This is a genomic window from Streptomyces bambusae, from assembly GCF_019400985.1.
In the GTDB taxonomy this organism is placed as follows: Bacteria; Actinomycetota; Actinomycetes; order Streptomycetales; family Streptomycetaceae; genus Streptomyces; species Streptomyces bambusae_A.
The window spans coordinates 64,966-81,148 of sequence record NZ_WTFF01000003.1 but is presented as its reverse complement, the minus strand read 5'-3'; the positions used below and the strand labels follow the sequence as shown (position 1 = coordinate 81,148).

Genomic DNA, 16,183 nt, shown 5'->3' with positions numbered 1-16,183 from the left:
CCCTCGCCCGCCGCCGGTCCGGCTCCCCCGGCACGGTCCGCCTCGCCCGCCGTGAGCAGGCCCGCCGCGGCGGCGATCCCGAGGAAGACGGCACTGCGCAGGATCACCCGCCGCCCGACTGTCGGCTCGTCAGTTTTCATTATTACTACGTATCAACGAGATCGGCGCAGATGTCGAGAGGCGCGGTCGCATCCGCACCCGCTCACCCGTTCGGGTCAACCGTGCCCGCGCGCCCGACCCCTGGTGCCCGCGGGACCGGACGGCACCATGGGGGCATGAGCGAATCCCTGCGCACTCGCGTCCTGGACGTCACCACCGGCAGCGACGAGCGTGTCCACGATCTGACGACCGCCTGCGTGGACTTCCTGGCCGAGGCGGCGGCCGGCCGCGACGGCCTGCTGAACGTCTTCGTACCGCACGCCACCGCCGGCATCGCCGTCATCGAGACCGGGGCGGGCAGCGACTACGACCTGCTGGCGGCCCTGCGGACCCTGCTGCCCGCCGACGACCGCTGGCAGCACCGGCACGGCAGCCCCGGCCACGGCCGCGACCACGTCCTGCCGGCCATCGTCCCGCCGCACGCGACCCTGCCGGTCATCGGCGGTCAACTGGCTCTCGGAACCTGGCAGTCGGTCTGCCTGGTCGACACCAACGGGGACAACCCCCACCGCCAGGTCCGCCTGTCCTTCTACGGCTGAGGCCCGGCCCCTTCCCCTGCCCCGGCCCTTCTCCCTGCCCCTGGCGGCCCGTGCGTCAGCCGCGGCGGACCAGGGGGAAGGGCAGGGTCTCGCGGATGGTCAGGCCCGTGAGGAACATGACCAGCCGGTCCACACCGATGCCCAGGCCGCCGGTGGGCGGCATCGCGTACTCCAGGGCGTCGAGGAAGTCGTTGTCGAGCTCCATCGCCTCGGGGTCGCCGCCGGCTGCCAGGAGGGACTGGGCGGTCAGCCGGCGGCGCTGCTCGACGGGGTCGGTGAGCTCCGAGTACGCCGTGCCCAGTTCGGTGCCGAAGGCGACCAGGTCCCAGCGCTCCGCGAGCCGCGGGTCGCGGCGGTGCTGCCGGGTCAGCGGGGAGACGTCGGTCGGGAAGTCCTTGTAGAAGGTGGGGAGCCCGGTCCGCTCCTCCACCAGGCGCTCGTACATCTCCAGGACCACGTCGCCGCGGGTGTCCTCGGGGGTGTGCGGGACGCCCGCCCGGTCGCAGAGCCTGCGCAGCACGTGCTCCTCCGTGTCGGCGTCGACCTCCTCGCCGAGGGCCTCGCTGACCGCCCCGTACAGGGTCTTCACCGGCCACGGCCCGGAGATGTCGTGCTCGACGAGCCGGCCGTCGGGGCCGGCCTTGCGGGCGATCGGCGAGCCGAAGGCGGCGGTGGCGGCGCCCTGGATCAGCTCGCGGGTCAGGTCGAGCATCACGTCGTAGTCGGCGAAGGCCTGGTAGGCCTCCAGCATGGTGAACTCGGGGTTGTGCTTGTAGGAGACGCCCTCGTTGCGGAAGGTGCGGCCCATCTCGAAGACCTTCTCCATGCCGCCGACGCACAGCCGCTTGAGGTACAGCTCGGGGGCGATGCGCAGGTAGAGGTCGAGGTCGTAGGCGTTGATGTGGGTGCGGAAGGGCCGGGCGTTGGCTCCGCCGTGGATCTGCTGGAGCATCGGGGTCTCGACCTCCAGGTAGCCGCGGTCCAGCAGCCCCTGGCGCAGCGCCTGTACGGCGGTGGAGCGGGCCCGGACCACCTCGCGGGCCTCGGGGCTGGCGACCAGGTCGAGGTAGCGGCGGCGGACCCGGGCCTCGGGGTCGGCCAGGCCCTTGCGCTTGTCCGGCAGCGGGCGCAGGCACTTGCCCGTCAGCCGCCAGTCGCGGACGAGCACCGAGAGCTCCCCGGTCTTGCTGGCGGCCACCTCGCCGGTGGCGACGACGTGGTCGCCGAAGTCGACCTGGGCGGTGAAGGAGTCCAGGGCCGGCCCCGACTCGTCGCGGGTGAGCATCAGCTGGAGGTCGCCGGACCAGTCCCGCAGCAGGGCGAAGGCCACGCCGCCGAGGTCGCGGACGAGCATGACCCGGCCGGCGACGGTGACCTGTTCGCCGCTCCGGCTGCCGCTCGCCGGGCCGGGGTGGGCGGCGCGCAGTTCGGCGAGGGTGTGGGTGCGCTGCGGGATGCCGACGGGGTAGGGGTCGGTGCCGGCGGCGACCAGCCGGTCGAGCTTGCGGTGGCGGACGCGGACCTGCTCGGGCAGCCGCTCCCCCGGGCCGCGCCCGCCCACCTCCCCTTCCTCCGCCAGGCCGAGGGCGGTGATGGGTGGCAGGCCCTCGGTGGTGGCCGGGGCGGTGACCCCTGTGGGGTGTCCGTTGCCCCACAGCTTGCGCAGGCGCGGTACGGAGACGAAGCCCTCGGCCACGCCGGAGGCGAGACTCACCCGGGCGAGTGAACCGGCGTCCTGGTAGCAGAGGAAGCGGGGGTACCACTCGGGCCCGTACTTGACGTTCGAGCGGTACAGCGCCTCCAGCTGCCACCAGCGGGAGAAGAACAGCAGCAGCCGGCGCCACAGCTTCAGGACCGGGCCGGCGCCGATCCGGCCGCCCTCCTCGAAGGCGGACCGGAACACCGCGAAGTTCAGCGAGATCCGGCGTACGCCCAGCTTGGGCGCGGCCGCGCAGAGCTCGGCGACCATGAACTCCATGACCCCGTTGGGTGCGCCGCGGTCGCGCCGCATCAGGTCCAGGGAGATGCCGTCCTTGCCCCACGGGACGAAGGACAGCAGGGCGATGAGCTCGCCGTCCGCGTCGAAGGCCTCCACCAGCAGGCAGTCGCCGTCGGCGGGGTCGCCGAGCCGGTCCAGGGCCATCGAGAAGCCGCGCTCGGTCTCGGTGTCGCGCCACCGGTCGGCGCGGTCGATGATGCGCTCCATCTCGTCCTGGGTGAGGGCGGAGTGGCGGATGACGCGGACGGTGGCGCCGGTCCTCCTGACCCGGTTGACGGCCTGGCGGGTGACGCGCATGTCGCGGCCGTCGAGGTCGAAGTGGGCGACGTGCAGGATGGCCTCGTCGCCCAGTTGCAGGGCGCTCAGGCCGGAGCGGGCGTAGGCGGTGGCGCCGTCCTCGGAGGCGCCCATGACGGCGGGCTGCCAGCCGTACCGGCGGGCCACGCGCAGCCAGGCGTCGATCGCGGAGGACCACGCTCCGGGGTCGCCCACGGGGTCTCCGCTGGCCAGGCACACGCCGACCTCGACCCGGTAGGTGACGGCGGCCTTGCCGTTGGGGGCGAAGACCACGGCCTTGTCGCGGCGGGTGGCGAAGTAGCCCAGGGAGTCGCGGCGCCCGTACGCGCCGAGCAGTGCGCGGATGCGTGGCTCCTCGTCGCCGTGCAGGGCGGCCGTCATGCGCTGGGAGCGGAAGAGGGTGGCGGCGGCGTTCAGCAGGGCGAGGGCGCCGAACAGGCCGAGCAGGAAGTACAGCGGCCGGGGCGGACGGCCGTCGAACTGGCGGGCGGAGAAGAGCCCGCCGAAGACCTGTCCCGCGGCCCAGTCCAGCCATTGGCCGCGGGGCAGCGTGCCGGGGAAGAGCGCGACCAGGCCCCAGCCGAGGAGGACGGCGGCGAGCAGGCCGGTACCGAGGACGAGCAGGGCGCGCCAGACGGCGCCGGGCCGGGAGGCGGCGTAGAACTCGTTGCGGGCGGCGACGAGCACGGCGAGGGCGGCCACCGCCAGGGCCATGGAGGAGCCGCCGACCGCGTAGTAGCCGTCGGCCATGACGATCAGGTCGACGAGGATCAGCAGGGCCAGATAGGCGACGACGATCCACCAGGCGATCTTCTTGCGGATGCCGAGGGCGGCGGCGAGCAGGAAGAGGAAGACGGCGTAGGCGAGGTTGGCGCTGACGGGTACGACGACGAGGTCGAGGAAGCGCACGACCGGCCGCAGCAGCCGGCGCAGGGTCGGGGAGAGCGCGAGCAGGGCGCACAGCAGGCCGAGCGCTCCGAAGAACGCGCCGAATCCGTCGGGAACCCGGTTCAGGAACCGCCTGCCGGTCCCCTGGGGACCCTGCGGCCCCCGCTCCCGGTCCCGGCCCTGGCCCCGGCCCCGATCCCGGGACTTCTCCTCGGTGACACTCATGGTTCGCACTGTAGGGAGGGACGGGAGGCTCCGCGCGCGGAGGAGGCCGGCCCCGGGTGGGTGACAGAACACCTGAACGCGCCTTTCGGGCGCGCGCCGCGGACGGGCCCGCGGTGTGCCGGGCCGGTCAGCGGCCCATGGTGAGGCCGTCCTTGGCGGCGCCGCGGCCGAGGACGGCCTCCGTGATCGCCTCCTGCGCGGTCCGGTACGAGTCCTCGGACGGGTCCTCGGCGAGCGCGGCCGGCAGGTTGACCACCTTGCCCGCGCGGAGGTCCATCCACTGCGGGACGAACTCCGCCTTGGTCACCTGCCAGCGGCCGCCGGGCGCGGCCGGGGGCTCGAACCGGAAGCGGCCGATGGAGCTGTAGTTGCCGCGCGGGTCGTAGGCGCCGGAGTGGTTGTACATGGTGCCCGCGACCTGGTCGCCCATCCCGTAGACGATCCAGGTGCCGTTGACCTTCTCGTACGCCTGCGGAATGTGCGCGTGCGTGCCCAGGATCATGTCGATGTCGGGGCGGCCGTCGGTCTGCGAGGCCGTGAGCGTGCGGCCGAGGGTCAGCTGGCGCTCGTCCGGCGCGGTCTGCCACTCCGTGCCCCAGTGCATGCTGACCAGGACCACGTCGGCGCCCGCCCGGCGGGCGGCGCGCGCGTCCGCGACGATCTTCTTCTCGTCGATCAGGTTCACCGCCCACGGCCGGCCCTCGGGCAGCGGGTAGCCGTTGGTGTCGAAGGTGTACGCGAGGTGCGCGACCTTGGCGGAACCGGCCCGGTACACGGTGTGCTTCGCCGCCTCGGCGGCCGTACGCGCCGAGCCGGCGTGCCCGAGGCCGACCTTGTCGAACCGGTCGAGCGTGCGGCGCAGTCCGTCCGCGCCGGCGTCGAGGGTGTGGTTCGAGGCCGTCGAGCAGCCCTCGTAGCCCGCGTCCTTGAGCGCGTCGGCGATCTGGGGCGGGGAGACGAAGGCGGGGTAGCCGGAGAACGGGCCGTCCTCGTCGCCGTAGACGGTCTCCATGTGGCACAGGGCCAGGTCGGCGGCCGCGATCACGGGCTTGACCCCGGAGTACATGGGCCGGAAGTCGTAGCCTTCGCCGCCAGCGGCGTTGTGGCCGTGCTGGATGACCGAGGGGTGCGGCAGGACGTCACCGGTGGCCACCAGCGTGAAGCCGGCGGCCGCGGCACCCGGGGCGGTGGACGCCGGGCCGGACGACGACCGGGAACCGCCGCTGCCGAGCCGGGCCGGGGCCGGGTCCCCGTCACCCGCGCAGCCGGCTGCGGCCGACAGCAGCAGGGCCGACAGGAGCGCGAGGCCGCGCCGTGTGCGCTGGGTCATGGGTCCCGGCCTCCATGAGCAGGATTTGTATGACTATCTGATCGTCAGACTCCATATCTATGGGAAAGCCGGGGCAAGTCAAGGCGCCGTGCCGTCCCGCCGCCGACGAGTCACACCCGCGGATCACGCCGACGAGCTCACACCGGCAGATCACACCGACGAATCACAGCCGCGGATCACACCGGCGGATCACACCGTCAGCACTCACCGCCAGAACTCACCGGCGGCCGTTCACCGTGCCGTTCGACCGTTCACCGCCCGGGGCGGCCGCCCGTCGGTCCGCCGGGGCGTTTGGGCGCAGCGGGCGCGCCGCACGGTTCCCGGGCCGCTCCCCGCAGGTCAGGGTGGGTGGCACCGCGCCCGTCGCACCCCGGAAGGAGCCTCCCGTGCCCTTGTCCCCCACCCTGCCGCGCACGGACCCCGCGGCCCTGGCCGAACTCCAGCACGAGCACGGCAGGGCGCTGTTCGGCTTCCTGCTGGGCCTGACGGGCGGTGACGCCCAGCGCGCCGAGGACCTCGTGCAGGAGACCCTCTTCCGCGCCTGGCAGCACCCCGAGGCCCTGGCCAGCGGCCACGAGTCGATGCGTCCCTGGCTGTTCACCGTGGGCCGGCGGCTGGCGATCGACGCCCGCCGCGCACGCATGTCGCGGCCGCAGGAGGTCGACCCCGAGGGGCTGGAGCAGGCGCCGGCCCCGCACGACGGGGTGACCAGCTCGGTCACCGCGATCGACGTGCGGCGGGCCGTGGGGAGTCTGGGGCGGGAGCACCGCGAGGTGCTGCTGCAGGTCTACTTCCGGGACCGCTCGGTGGCCGAGGCCGCGGCCGAGCTCGGCATCCCGGCCGGCACCGTCAAGTCGCGCACGTACTACGCCCTGCGCGCACTGAAGAAGGACCTCCAGGGGTACGACCTCGGCGCCTGAATCCCTCCTCCCCGACGACGACGGCCGGAGAACTACTCAAGGAATGACCGGAATGTGCCTGAAACGTGCGCAGGACGCATCGAATACGGCATCAGACCGTTCAAGTTGAGTAAACGTCCCCCGCCTCACGAGCCCGCCGGGGAAGGCTCGGGACAGACGGCGGGAAGCTCGACGGGAGAAGGTGGAACGGTGCGGCCCGAGGGTACGAACGGCACCAGCGGCGGCGGGCTCGCAGTGCCCATGGCGTGGCTCTACGCGGAGTACATCGCGGACGAGCTGCTGCGCACGGGCCGGCTCATCCCGGTCAGCACCCTGGAGTTCCGCGCCGGGCGGGACACCCTGGCGCTGACGATCTATCTCTCGGACGCGGCCGGCGAACTGTCCGGGATCCGGGTGGTCTCCCAGCTCGACGAGTGGCTCTCGCTCACCGCGTACGGGCATCCCTGGCGCGACTGGGTCCAGACGCGCTTCCTCCAGCTGGGCGAGGAGGCCCGCGAGCGCGGCCGGTCCGAGGACCCGGACCTCGAACTGGCCCGGGCCGCCTGGAGCTGGCTGGACCGTACCGAGCTGTTCGCCACCAACCTCGACCCCGGGCACCACGCGCCCGCCGAGGCACCCGTACCGCTCGACGAGAACACCCGGGTGTGGACCCCGGCCTGGCAACTGGGCCTGCCGCTGGGACACCTGGCCATGCACCTGTTCTGATCACCTGTCCTGATCCACCGGTTCCGGGACCCCGGCCCGGCCGTCAGCCGTCCCGGTCGGCGACCAGGCCCGTGAAGTCCGCCTCGTTGCGCTCGGCGCGCCGCACGTACCACCGGGCGACCAGCCACATCACCGGGTACACGGCCACGCCCAGTGCGCCCCACACCAGTGGCCCCGCCGTGATGCCGGGCAGCATGAACACCAGCGGCAGCGTCGCCACCAGCAGCGCGAGCGCCGCCAGGGCGCTCAGGCCGACGCGCAACTGGCTGCGCATCAGGGCCCGTACGTAGGTGGTCCCGAGGGTGGTCTGCTCGGAGATCTCCGACCGTGCCGGGGCGTGCGCCGGCGGCCGGGGGCGGGCCGCGCGCGGCACCCCGGTGACGATCTCCCGCCGCGGCTGCGGCGGCCGCCGGTCCTGGTCCTGGTCCTCGGGCACGGCGTGGAAGTCTACGCAGGGATCGACCGTTCGAGGGACTGCCCGGTGCCGCGTAGCGCGGCTCGGCACGGCTCGACGCGGCGCGACACGGCTCGACGAGGCTCGACGCGGCTCGACGGAGCTACTTCAGGAGCCGGGACAGCCGGCGGTCGGCGAGTGGCTTGCCGCCGGTCTGGCAGGTGGGGCAGTACTGGAGGGAGGAGTCGGCGAACGACACCTCGCGGATGGTGTCCCCGCAGACCGGGCAGGGCTCCCCCGTACGGCCGTGCACGCGCAGGCCGCTCTTCTTCTCGGCCTTGAGCCGGCCCGCCGCCACCCCGCGCGAGCGCTCCACGGCCTCGCCCAGCGTCTCCCGGACGGCCGTCCACAGGTGCGTGACCTGGTCCTCGTCGAAGGAGGAGGCAAGTTTGAACGGCGAGACCTTCGCCCGGTGCAGGATCTCGTCGCTGTAGGCGTTGCCGATGCCCGCGACGACGCCCTGGTCGCGCAGCACCCCCTTGATCTGCCTCCGCTCCCCGGCGAGCAGGGCGGCGAGGGCGTCCCGGTCGAAGGCTTCGGCGAGGGGGTCGGGGCCCAGGCGGGCGATGCCGGGGACCTCCTGGGGGTCGTGGACGACGTACACGGCGAGGCGCTTCTGGGTGCCGGCCTCGGTGAGGTCGAAGCCGGCGCCGTCGTCGAGTACGACGCGCAGCGCGAGCGGGCCCTTGCCGGGGCGGGGCGGCTGCGCGGGCAGGGCGTCCTGCCAGCGGAGCCAGCCGGCCCGGGCCAGGTGGGTGACGAGGTGGAGGTCGCCGAGGCGCACCGCGAGGAACTTCCCGTAGCGCGCCGTCGGCCCTGCCTGCCGTCCCTCCAGCGCGGTCAGCGGCGGGTCGTAGGTCTTGAGCACGCTGACGGCGAGCGGGAGGACACGGGCGACCACCCGCCCGGTGAGGTGCTCGTCGAGGAACTCCCGGAGCGCCTCGACCTCGGGCAGCTCGGGCATGCCCCCAGCCTGACCGGTCGACGTGCGCGGCGCTACCCGGACCGGCCGACGGCCACAGGCCGGGCCCGGCCGAGCGAGGTCGGCCCGGGCCAGGTCAGGTCAGCTCAGGTCAGGTCAGGTCAGGTCGAACTCGCACCAGACGCACTTGCCGCTGCCCCGGGGCTCCACGCCCCAGACCTCCGCCAGCCGGTCCACCAGCATCAGGCCGCGCCCCGAGACGCCCGTCCCGCCGGCCTCGCGGCGGCGCGGGAGCGCGCTGGAGCGGTCCTCGACCTCGACGCGGAGGCGGTGGTCGTGGCCGGCGAGGACGCGGAGGGTGACGACGGCGGGGCCGTCGGTGTGCATGAGGGCGTTGACGATGAGTTCGTCGGCGACGAGTTCGATCTCGTCGGCGCGTTCGCGGGCGCCCCAGGCGCGGACCGCGGCACCGATCATGTGCCGGGCCGCCACGAGGGCCTCGGGGTCGCCCTGGGCCACGTGCTGGCGCAGGCGGCCGCCGGTGCGGGGCGCGTCCTCGACGTGCCGGCGCAGCAGCAACAGGGCCATGTCGTCGTCCCCGCCCTGCTCGTCGACGACCTCGATCAGCCGGTCGGCGAGGTGCTGGAGGTCGCCGGGGCCGCCGGCGACGAGGGAGGCAAGGTGCCGGACGCCGTCGTCGAGGTCGGCTCCCGGATGCTCGACGAGGCCGTCGGTGCAGAGCAGAAGCGTTTCTCCGTGGTCGAGCTCCACCGTGGTGACCGGGTATTCGAGCCGGCCGAACTCGGCGGAGAGGCCGAGCGGCATGCCGCCCTCCACGAGCAGCCGGCGGCAGTCGCCGCCGCGGGCACGCACCAGGGGATCGAGGTGGCCGGCCCGGACCAGCTGCAGGACCCCGGTGGTCAGGTCGGCCTCGGCATAGGTGCAGGTGGCGAAGCGGTCGGTGTCGAGTTCGTGCAGGAAGACCGAGGCCCGGGCCATCACGGTGGCCGGGGAGTGGCCCTCGGCGGCGTACGCGCGCAGCACGATGCGCAGCTGGCCCATGACGGCGGCCGCGTGCGTGTCGTGCCCCTGGACGTCGCCGATGACCGCGCCGACCCGGCCGCCGGGCAGCGGGATGACGTCGTACCAGTCGCCGCCGATGTCCCGCCCCATCCCGGCGGACCGGTAGCGTACGGCGATCTGGGCGCCGGGCACGGCCGGGATCCGGCGCGGCAGCATGGCCTGCTGGAGGCCCTCGGCGATGTCGTGCTCCTGTTCGAGGAGCATGGCGCGCTGGAGGCTCTGGGCGATGGAGCTGCCCAGCGCGACGAGGAGGTTGCGCTCCTCCTGGGTGAAGCCGTCCTTGTCCTGGTAGAGCAGGCCGATCGCACCGATCGGGCGGGCCTGGGCGATCAGCGGCAGATAGGCGGCGGCCGAGATCCGCATGTCGGTGATCCTCGACCAGAGGCCGGGGTAGTGGTTGGCGAACTCCTCCTCGGAGTCGATGAACCGCGGCTGCAGCGAACGGACGACCTCGCTCATCGGATAGTTCTCGTCGACGCGCGTCCAGCGGGTGCCGGGCACGAAGCTGCCCTCCGGGCCCTCCGCCACCAGGTGGATCCGGCCGGCCTCGACCAGTCCCATCACCATGCCCATGGAGCCCAGCCGCTCCAGGCCGTGGGAATCGCTGAGGGCGTTGATGACGTCCCGGACGGTCCGGGCGTGCGCGAGGGCCGCGGTGGTGCTCTCGACCACGGAGGTCTGGCGGCGGCGCTCCTCCTCCAGGCCGAGCCGTTCGGCGGAGTGGCTGAGCTCCTCGGTGGCGTCCCGGACGATGCCGATGATCCGGTACGGCCGGCCGGCCGCGTCGCGCAGGACGCGGCCCTGGGTGTGGGTCCAGCGCAGCCGTCCGTCACGGCAGCGGATGCGGAAGTAGGCGCCGTACGTCGGATCACCGCTCTTGAGCGCGCTGGAGACCAGCGCGTCCAGCCGGACGCTCTCGTCCGCAGGGACGCGCCCGGCCAGGGACTCGGGCCGGCCGTCGTACTCCTCGGGGTCCGTGTCGAAGACGTCGAGTGCCGGTGCGTCCATGTGCATGAACCCGGTGATCAGGTCCCAGTCGAAGCTGCCCATCCGGTTCAGCGCGAGGGACGTGTCCGGGTGTGCGGGCCAGTCGTCCGGCAGTGATACGGCGGTCTGCACCGGTCCACCATGACACACGGGCGGGTCAGGCGCTCTCCAGGTCGTAGCCCGGATCGGCCAGGACGGTGTCGTCGGGGACGGCGTACGGGCTGTTCGGGTCGTTCAGGTCGAAGGGGGCGTACGGGTCGTCGGTGAGGCCGTCGGGCAGGAGGTCCGGGGAGGCGAGGGGGTCGGGGGTCAGGCCGGGGTCGACGGGCAGCCCGGTGTTCGGGTCCGTCAGCGCGCCTTCGGGCGGCACGGGAGGCACTTCGTCGGGGGTCTGCGGAGTGGTCGGCCGGGTCTGCGGGTTCGGCGGGGCGGGCGGGTTCGGCGGGGCCGGCGGATTGCCCCGCGGGTTGGCGGGGACGGCCGGGGCGGCGGGCGGGAGCGGCTGGTCCTGGGCGTTCTGCCGGCCGTCCGGGGCCTGGGGGGTCTGGGTGGTGGGCTGGCGGTCGGGGATGCCCTCGGCGGGGTCGTAGGGGGCCAGGTGCTGCGGGAGCCGGTCCTGGGCCCCGTCGTCGCCGGCCTTGCGTTCGAGCCAGGTGTTGTCGACGAGGTTGACGAGGACGAGGTTGTCGACGGTCTGCACGGTGGGTTCGACGACGATCACCTGGTTGGGCTGGTAGCCGTTCCACGGATCACCCTTGTGGACGGGGGAGCCCTTGGCGGAGCGCGGGGGCAGCAGCGGGTTGCCGCAGGCGCACCGGACCCGCGGCATGCCGTGCCCGTCGACCAGGACCGCGCTGCCGGCCTGGAGGACGGCCTGGAAGCGGTTGGCCTTGCCGTCGCGGTAGCCGTGGCTGGTCACCCGGGTGTCGGCGCGCAGCACCACCGGGGTCAGGCCGCGCAGGAACTCGGGGATCCTGGCCTGTTCGACGGCGGAGGCCTCGGCGAAGGCGCGGGCCTTGGTCTCGTCGGCGGTGAGGTTGCGCAGCTGGGCCTCGATGTCGCAGCTGCCGAGCCGCCGGGTGCCGCCGTACAGGCCCGGGGTCGCGGCGTTGACCGTACGGATGCCCTGGCCGGTGGGGTTGGGCAGGGGGGCCTGGGCCGGGGCGGACTCGCCGGTCGCGGAGGAGGTGGTGAAGGGGTCGGGGCCGGCGGCGGCGACCGGCTGGAGGAACACGTCCGAGCTCTCGGCGGTGCTGTCCCCGTCGGTGTCCTCGGAGCCCGTGCAGCCGGCGGCGAGCAGGGTGACCGCCGCGAAGAGGGCCGCTGCGGCGGGTGCGTGACGCCGCGAAGTCTGACGGGCTGTCGGTGCGTGCACGTTCTTCTCCCTTTCGCCCCGGTTGCTCCCTCCTGTCTGCCGTATGTCCGCAACGGCCGCAAGCCGAGATCCGGGCTTGAACATGTTCAAGAGAGGCTCTACGCTCACGCTTGCGAGTTGAACGCGTTCAAGGAGTTCGACCGCAGTGGGAGGGGAGTCCACGGTGACGGTGCTGGTGAATCTGATCGTCACCCTGGGCATGCTGGCCGTCGTACCCGCAGGACTCCGGCTGATCGCCCCGGCCGGCCCGGGCCCCGCGACGGGGCCGCACGCTCCCGCCGACCCGGACCGGCTGCGCGCCCTCGCCCGGATCTGGCCGCTGCTCGCCGCGCCCGGCGCGGTGTGCCTGTGGCTGCCGCGCGGCGCAGCCGCGACCGCGCTCGCCGTACTCTACGCGGCGGCCACCGCCGGCCTGGCCCTGCGAGCCCCGGCCCGGCTGCTGCGCTCCAGGTCGCTCGCACCGCCCGAGATCGCGGTGCTCACCGCGCTCTGCTCGCCCGCGGTGGCGGGAACCGCCCTGGTCGCCGAGCGCGCCGGGTACGAGCTCTTCGGATTCGAGCTCGACATCCTGGCGCTGACCGTGCCGCACTTCCACTTCGCCGGATTCGCCGCCGCCCTGGTGGCGGGGCTGGTGTGCCGGGCGGCCCGGCCGGGACCGGGGGCCCACCGGGCGGCGTACAGCGTCCCGGCGGGCACGCTGCTGGTGCTCGCCGGATACTTCGTCGACGACTGGGCCGAGCTGGCCGGCGCCGTGGTGCTGACCGCCGGGATGTGGGCGGTGGCCCTGCTGACCTGGCGGGAGATCCGGCCCGGGGTCCGGGGCCGGACGGTACGTGCGCTGCTGGCGGTCTCGGCCGCCGTCCTGGTGGCCACGATGCTGCTGGCCCTGTGGTGGGCGCTCGGGGAGGCCACCGGAGTCGTGCACCCGACCCTGACCTGGATGGCCGCCACCCACGGCCTCGGAAACGCCCTCGGCTTCGCCGTGTGCTCGCTGCTGGCCTGGCACCGGCTGACCCGCGACCGCAAGGAGATCCTCCGATGACCCGACTGATCGGTGACGGACGCGCCCGCCCGGCTGCCGGAAGCACTCGCTCCGGCACCGGGACCACCCACTCCGGAGCCGGAAGCACCCACCCCGGAGCCGGAGGCACCCGCCCCGACGGGCCCGGCACCCCGGGCCGCCCGTACCGCGACGGCCACGACGGCCGCGACGGCCGCCACGACCGGCCCGCCGGCCCCGGGCTCCGGCGCTCCTCGGGCCCGAACTATCCCGACCGCGGGGCGACCGCCCGCCGGCCGCTGCCCGACGGGTACCACCACCTGCACCACCGGGCGGCGATCGGCCGCGGGCAGGCCGTCTTCGAGGCGGCCGGCACGGCCGTGACCACGCTGGCCATGCACCGGGCCACGGGCTTCTCCGTCCGGGCCGACCACGCCTCGGTCCGGCCCGGGACCCGGGTGGAGATCGACATCGGCTTCGGCCCGCTGCGGATCAATGCACCCTGCGAGGTGGTCTGGACGGCGTACGCGCCCGACCGGGCCGGCTTCGCCTACGGGACGCTGGCCGGCCACCCCGAGGCGGGCGAGGAGTCCTTCACCGTCGAGCTGGCCGCGGACGGCACGGTGTGGTTCGAGGTCACCGCCTTCAGCCGGCCCGGCGTCTGGTACACCCGGCTGGCCGGACCGCTCGTCCCCTTCCTCCAGCTGCGCTACGCCCGCTGGTGCACCCGCATCCTGCGCGGGCTGGCCGCGCGCGGCTGATACTGGAGTCGATGGACTGGTTCACTGCGCCCGACTACTGGCTGGGCCGGCTGATCTTCCAGCGGGCCCTGGCCGGCGTCTACCTCGTCGCCTTCGTCGGGGCGGCCCTGCAGTTCCGCGCGCTGATCGGGGCGAACGGCATGCTGCCGGTGCCCGAGTACGTACGGATCGTGCCGTTCCGGCGGGCCCCGAGCCTGTTCCAACTGCGCTACTCCGACCGGCTGTTCGCCGGCTGCGCCTGGACCGGGGCGCTGGTGGCCGCGGCGCTTCTGGCCGGGGCGGGCGACCTGGTGCCGCTGGGCGGCGCGATGGCGCTGTGGGCCCTGCTGTGGCTGCTCTACCTGTCGATCGTGAACGTCGGGCAGACCTGGTACGCCTTCGGCTGGGAGTCGCTGCTGCTGGAGGTGGGCTTCCTCGCCGTCTTCCTCGGCAACGCCGACGTGGGGCCGCCCGTGCTGGTGCTGTGGCTGCTGCGCTGGGTGCTGTTCCGGGTGGAGTTCGGCGCGGGGCTGATCAAGATGCGCGGGGACGCCTGCTGGCGCAAGCTCACCTGCCTGTACTACCACCACGAGACCCAGCCGATGCCGGGCCCGCTGAGCTGGTTCTTCCACCACCTGCCCAGGCCCGTCCACCGGGTGGAGTGCGCGGCCAACCACGTGACGCAACTCCTGGTGCCGGTGTTCCTGTTCACCCCGCAGCCGGTGGCCTCGATCGCGGCCGGCACCATCATCGCCACACAGCTGTGGCTGGTGATCTCGGGCAACTTCGCCTGGCTGAACTGGATCACGATCACGGTCGCCGTCTCCGCCGTGGACTTCACCGGCCTGGCCGGACCGCCGCCGCCCGCGGCCGGGCGCGGAGCGCCGCTGTGGTACGCGGTGCTGGTCTTCGCGGTCACCGTGCTGGTACTCGTCCTGAGCCGGCACCCGGTACGGAACATGATCTCGCGCCGCCAGGTGATGAACCGCTCCTTCGACGTGCTCCACCTGGTCAACACGTACGGGGCCTTCGGCACCGTCGGACGGATCCGGGACGAGGTCGTGATGGAGGGCACGGCGGACGAGGTGCCGCACGCGGACGGCGACTGGCGGGAGTACGGGTTCAAGGGCAAGCCGACCGAACTGGGCCGGATGCCGCGCCAGTTCGCCCCGTACCATCTGCGGCTGGACTGGCTGATGTGGTTCGCCGCCCTCTCCCCCGGCTACGCGCGCGACTGGTTCGGGCCGTTCGTGGAGCGGCTGCTGACCGGGGACCGCGACACGCTGCGGCTGCTGCGGCACAACCCGTTCCCGGACGCACCGCCCGTGTACGTCCGGGCCCGGTTGTACCGCTACCGGTTCACCACGTGGCGGGAGCTGCGCGAGACGGGCGCGTGGTGGCACCGGACGCTGCTGCGCGAGTACCTGCCGCCGGCCCGGCTGGCGGAGCCCCGGCCGACCGACTCCGCCCCGGCTTAAGTCGCGGCCGCCCGGCCGCCCGCGAGCAGGGCCGCCTCCCGGTCGGGGTCCAGGCCGGGGGCCGGCCGGTCCGTGCGCTGCGGGGGTGTGCCGCCGATGTCCTGCAGCCAGGCCCAGGTGGCCGCCACGGTCTCCTCGACCGGGCGGCAGACCAGGCCGGCCGCCAGCGCCTTGGCCACGTCGCCGCCGTGCATGAAGTCGTGCAGCTCACCCGCCGGGAGCCAGACCGGCAGGTCGGTCCAGGGCTGCACCCCGGCGTCCAGGATCGCCTGCGGGTCGGTCCAGACCAGCTCGGCACGGTCGCCGGTGACCGCGGCGCAGGCGCGCAGCAGGCGGCCCATCGTGGCGTGCCCGGACGGCGAGACCACGTTGTACGGGCCCGACCGGCCCGCCTCGGCCGCGTCCAGGGTCCAGCGGGCCAGGTCGCGTACGTCGATGTACTGGAGCGGCAGCTCCTGCGGGCCGGGCGCGAGGACCGGGCCGCCCGCGGCCGTCCGGCCCAGCCACCAGGGCAGCCGGCCCACGTTCTCGTACGGGCCGAGGATCAGCCCGGCGCGCACGAGCAGGGCTTCGCCGTCGAAGGCGTCCAGGGCGGCGAGTTCCCCGCCGCGCTTGTCCTCGGCGTACCCGACCGGGCCGGCGTCGGGCGAGCCGTCGACCAGGGGGCCGTCCTCGGGCAGGCCGGCGGGCGCGGGGTAGGCGTAGACGGACCGGCTGGAGATGTAGACGTAGCGGCCGACCCGGCCGCGCAGCAGCCGGGCGCTGTCGCGGACGGCGGTGGGTGCGCCGCCCCAGGTGTCCACGACGACGTCCCACGCCCCGTCGGCGAGGGCCGCGAGGCCGTCGGGGGCGGTGCGGTCGCCGTGCAGCGAGGCCGTTCCCGGCGGGGGCGCGTGGCGGCCGCGGTGGAAGACGGTGACCTCCCAGCCGCGCTCCAGGGCGTCCTCGGTGATCGCACGCCCGACGAACTCGGTACCACCCAGCATCAAGAGCTTCATGCCGGCCAGCCTGCCGCCACGCGGGGCGGCGGCGAAAGCCGTGATCGCCGACAGCGATGACGCTCAGGGCGTACACGGCGCGCC

General features: G+C 73.9%; 12 protein-coding genes and 1 pseudogene. 6 read left to right on the top strand and 7 right to left on the bottom strand.

The features are described from left to right. Positions 1–275: 275 nt before the first annotated feature. Positions 276–698: a YjbQ family protein gene (locus GPJ59_RS01070; RefSeq protein ID WP_219664234.1), complete on the top strand. Its 423-nt coding sequence runs from the start codon at positions 276–278 to the stop codon at positions 696–698. Positions 699–753: 55 nt separating this feature from the next. Here the strand turns inward: GPJ59_RS01070 and lysX are convergent, their stop codons facing one another. After that, positions 754–4,107, bottom strand: a complete 3,354-nt coding sequence (gene lysX, locus GPJ59_RS01065) for a bifunctional lysylphosphatidylglycerol synthetase/lysine--tRNA ligase LysX (protein ID WP_219664232.1) — start codon at positions 4,105–4,107, stop codon at positions 754–756. Between the two features lie 127 nt (positions 4,108–4,234). Then, the gene (locus GPJ59_RS01060) at positions 4,235–5,437 is read right to left on the bottom strand and encodes a CapA family protein (RefSeq protein ID WP_219664230.1); all 1,203 of its coding nucleotides are present in this window, start codon (positions 5,435–5,437) and stop codon (positions 4,235–4,237) included. A 386-nt stretch (positions 5,438–5,823) separates the two neighbouring features. Between GPJ59_RS01060 and GPJ59_RS01055 the strand changes: the two genes are divergently transcribed. Together GPJ59_RS01055 and GPJ59_RS01050 are read left to right on the top strand one after the other, a co-directional pair. After that, on the top strand, positions 5,824–6,357 hold the full coding sequence (locus tag GPJ59_RS01055) for a sigma-70 family RNA polymerase sigma factor (protein WP_219664228.1): 534 nt from the start codon (positions 5,824–5,826) through the stop codon (positions 6,355–6,357). A gap of 240 nt (positions 6,358–6,597) precedes the next feature. Beyond that, positions 6,598–7,062: a hypothetical protein gene (locus GPJ59_RS01050; protein ID WP_219664247.1), complete on the top strand. Its 465-nt coding sequence runs from the start codon at positions 6,598–6,600 to the stop codon at positions 7,060–7,062. Between the two features lie 43 nt (positions 7,063–7,105). Here the strand turns inward: GPJ59_RS01050 and GPJ59_RS01045 are convergent, their stop codons facing one another. The 4 genes from GPJ59_RS01045 to GPJ59_RS01030 all read right to left on the bottom strand — a co-directional run bounded on the left by GPJ59_RS01045 (position 7,106) and on the right by GPJ59_RS01030 (position 11,883). Continuing rightward, positions 7,106–7,498 (bottom strand): hypothetical protein, encoded by a 393-nt coding sequence (locus GPJ59_RS01045; RefSeq protein ID WP_374200760.1) that lies wholly within the window; start codon positions 7,496–7,498, stop codon positions 7,106–7,108. 121 nt (positions 7,499–7,619) lie between these two features. Beyond that, positions 7,620–8,480, bottom strand: coding sequence for an Fpg/Nei family DNA glycosylase (locus GPJ59_RS01040; RefSeq protein ID WP_219664227.1), 861 nt, complete (start codon positions 8,478–8,480; stop codon positions 7,620–7,622). A 114-nt stretch (positions 8,481–8,594) separates the two neighbouring features. Then, entirely contained in the window at positions 8,595–10,658 is a 2,064-nt protein-coding gene (locus GPJ59_RS01035; protein WP_308120061.1) for a SpoIIE family protein phosphatase, read from the bottom strand. 7 nt (positions 10,659–10,665) lie between these two features. Continuing rightward, positions 10,666–11,883 (bottom strand): DUF6777 domain-containing protein, encoded by a 1,218-nt coding sequence (locus GPJ59_RS01030; protein WP_219664225.1) that lies wholly within the window; start codon positions 11,881–11,883, stop codon positions 10,666–10,668. 163 nt (positions 11,884–12,046) lie between these two features. Between GPJ59_RS01030 and GPJ59_RS01025 the strand changes: the two genes are divergently transcribed. From GPJ59_RS01025 to GPJ59_RS01015, 3 genes and pseudogenes are all read left to right on the top strand, one after another. Beyond that, positions 12,047–12,925 carry a YndJ family protein gene (locus GPJ59_RS01025; protein WP_219664241.1) on the top strand — a complete coding sequence of 293 codons (879 nt, stop codon included), beginning with the start codon at positions 12,047–12,049 and terminating at the stop codon, positions 12,923–12,925. A gap of 224 nt (positions 12,926–13,149) precedes the next feature. Further along, positions 13,150–13,644: pseudogene (locus GPJ59_RS36945) on the top strand (DUF1990 family protein); the annotation flags it as partial. Between the two features lie 11 nt (positions 13,645–13,655). Beyond that, positions 13,656–15,101 carry a lipase maturation factor family protein gene (locus tag GPJ59_RS01015; protein WP_219664221.1) on the top strand — a complete coding sequence of 482 codons (1,446 nt, stop codon included), beginning with the start codon at positions 13,656–13,658 and terminating at the stop codon, positions 15,099–15,101. Here GPJ59_RS01015 and GPJ59_RS01010 read toward each other — a convergent pair. Next, complete coding sequence (locus GPJ59_RS01010; RefSeq protein WP_219664219.1) at positions 15,098–16,099, bottom strand: NAD-dependent epimerase/dehydratase family protein; 1,002 nt, start codon at positions 16,097–16,099, stop codon at positions 15,098–15,100. The genes GPJ59_RS01015 and GPJ59_RS01010 overlap by 4 nt on opposite strands. Positions 16,100–16,183 lie beyond the last annotated feature (84 nt).

Bases quoted from the DNA above. Each gene is read 5' to 3' on its own strand.
- GPJ59_RS01050 (WP_219664247.1), top strand. From the start codon at position 6,598: ATGGCGTGGCTCTACGCGGAGTACATCGCGGACGAGCTGCTGCGCACG.
- GPJ59_RS01010 (WP_219664219.1), bottom strand. From the start codon at position 16,099: ATGAAGCTCTTGATGCTGGGTGGTACCGAGTTCGTCGGGCGTGCGATC.
- GPJ59_RS01070 (WP_219664234.1), top strand. From the start codon at position 276: ATGAGCGAATCCCTGCGCACTCGCGTCCTGGACGTCACCACCGGCAGC.
- GPJ59_RS01060 (WP_219664230.1), bottom strand. From the start codon at position 5,437: ATGACCCAGCGCACACGGCGCGGCCTCGCGCTCCTGTCGGCCCTGCTG.
- GPJ59_RS01015 (WP_219664221.1), top strand. From the start codon at position 13,656: ATGGACTGGTTCACTGCGCCCGACTACTGGCTGGGCCGGCTGATCTTC.
- GPJ59_RS01040 (WP_219664227.1), bottom strand. From the start codon at position 8,480: ATGCCCGAGCTGCCCGAGGTCGAGGCGCTCCGGGAGTTCCTCGACGAG.
- lysX (WP_219664232.1), bottom strand. From the start codon at position 4,107: ATGAGTGTCACCGAGGAGAAGTCCCGGGATCGGGGCCGGGGCCAGGGC.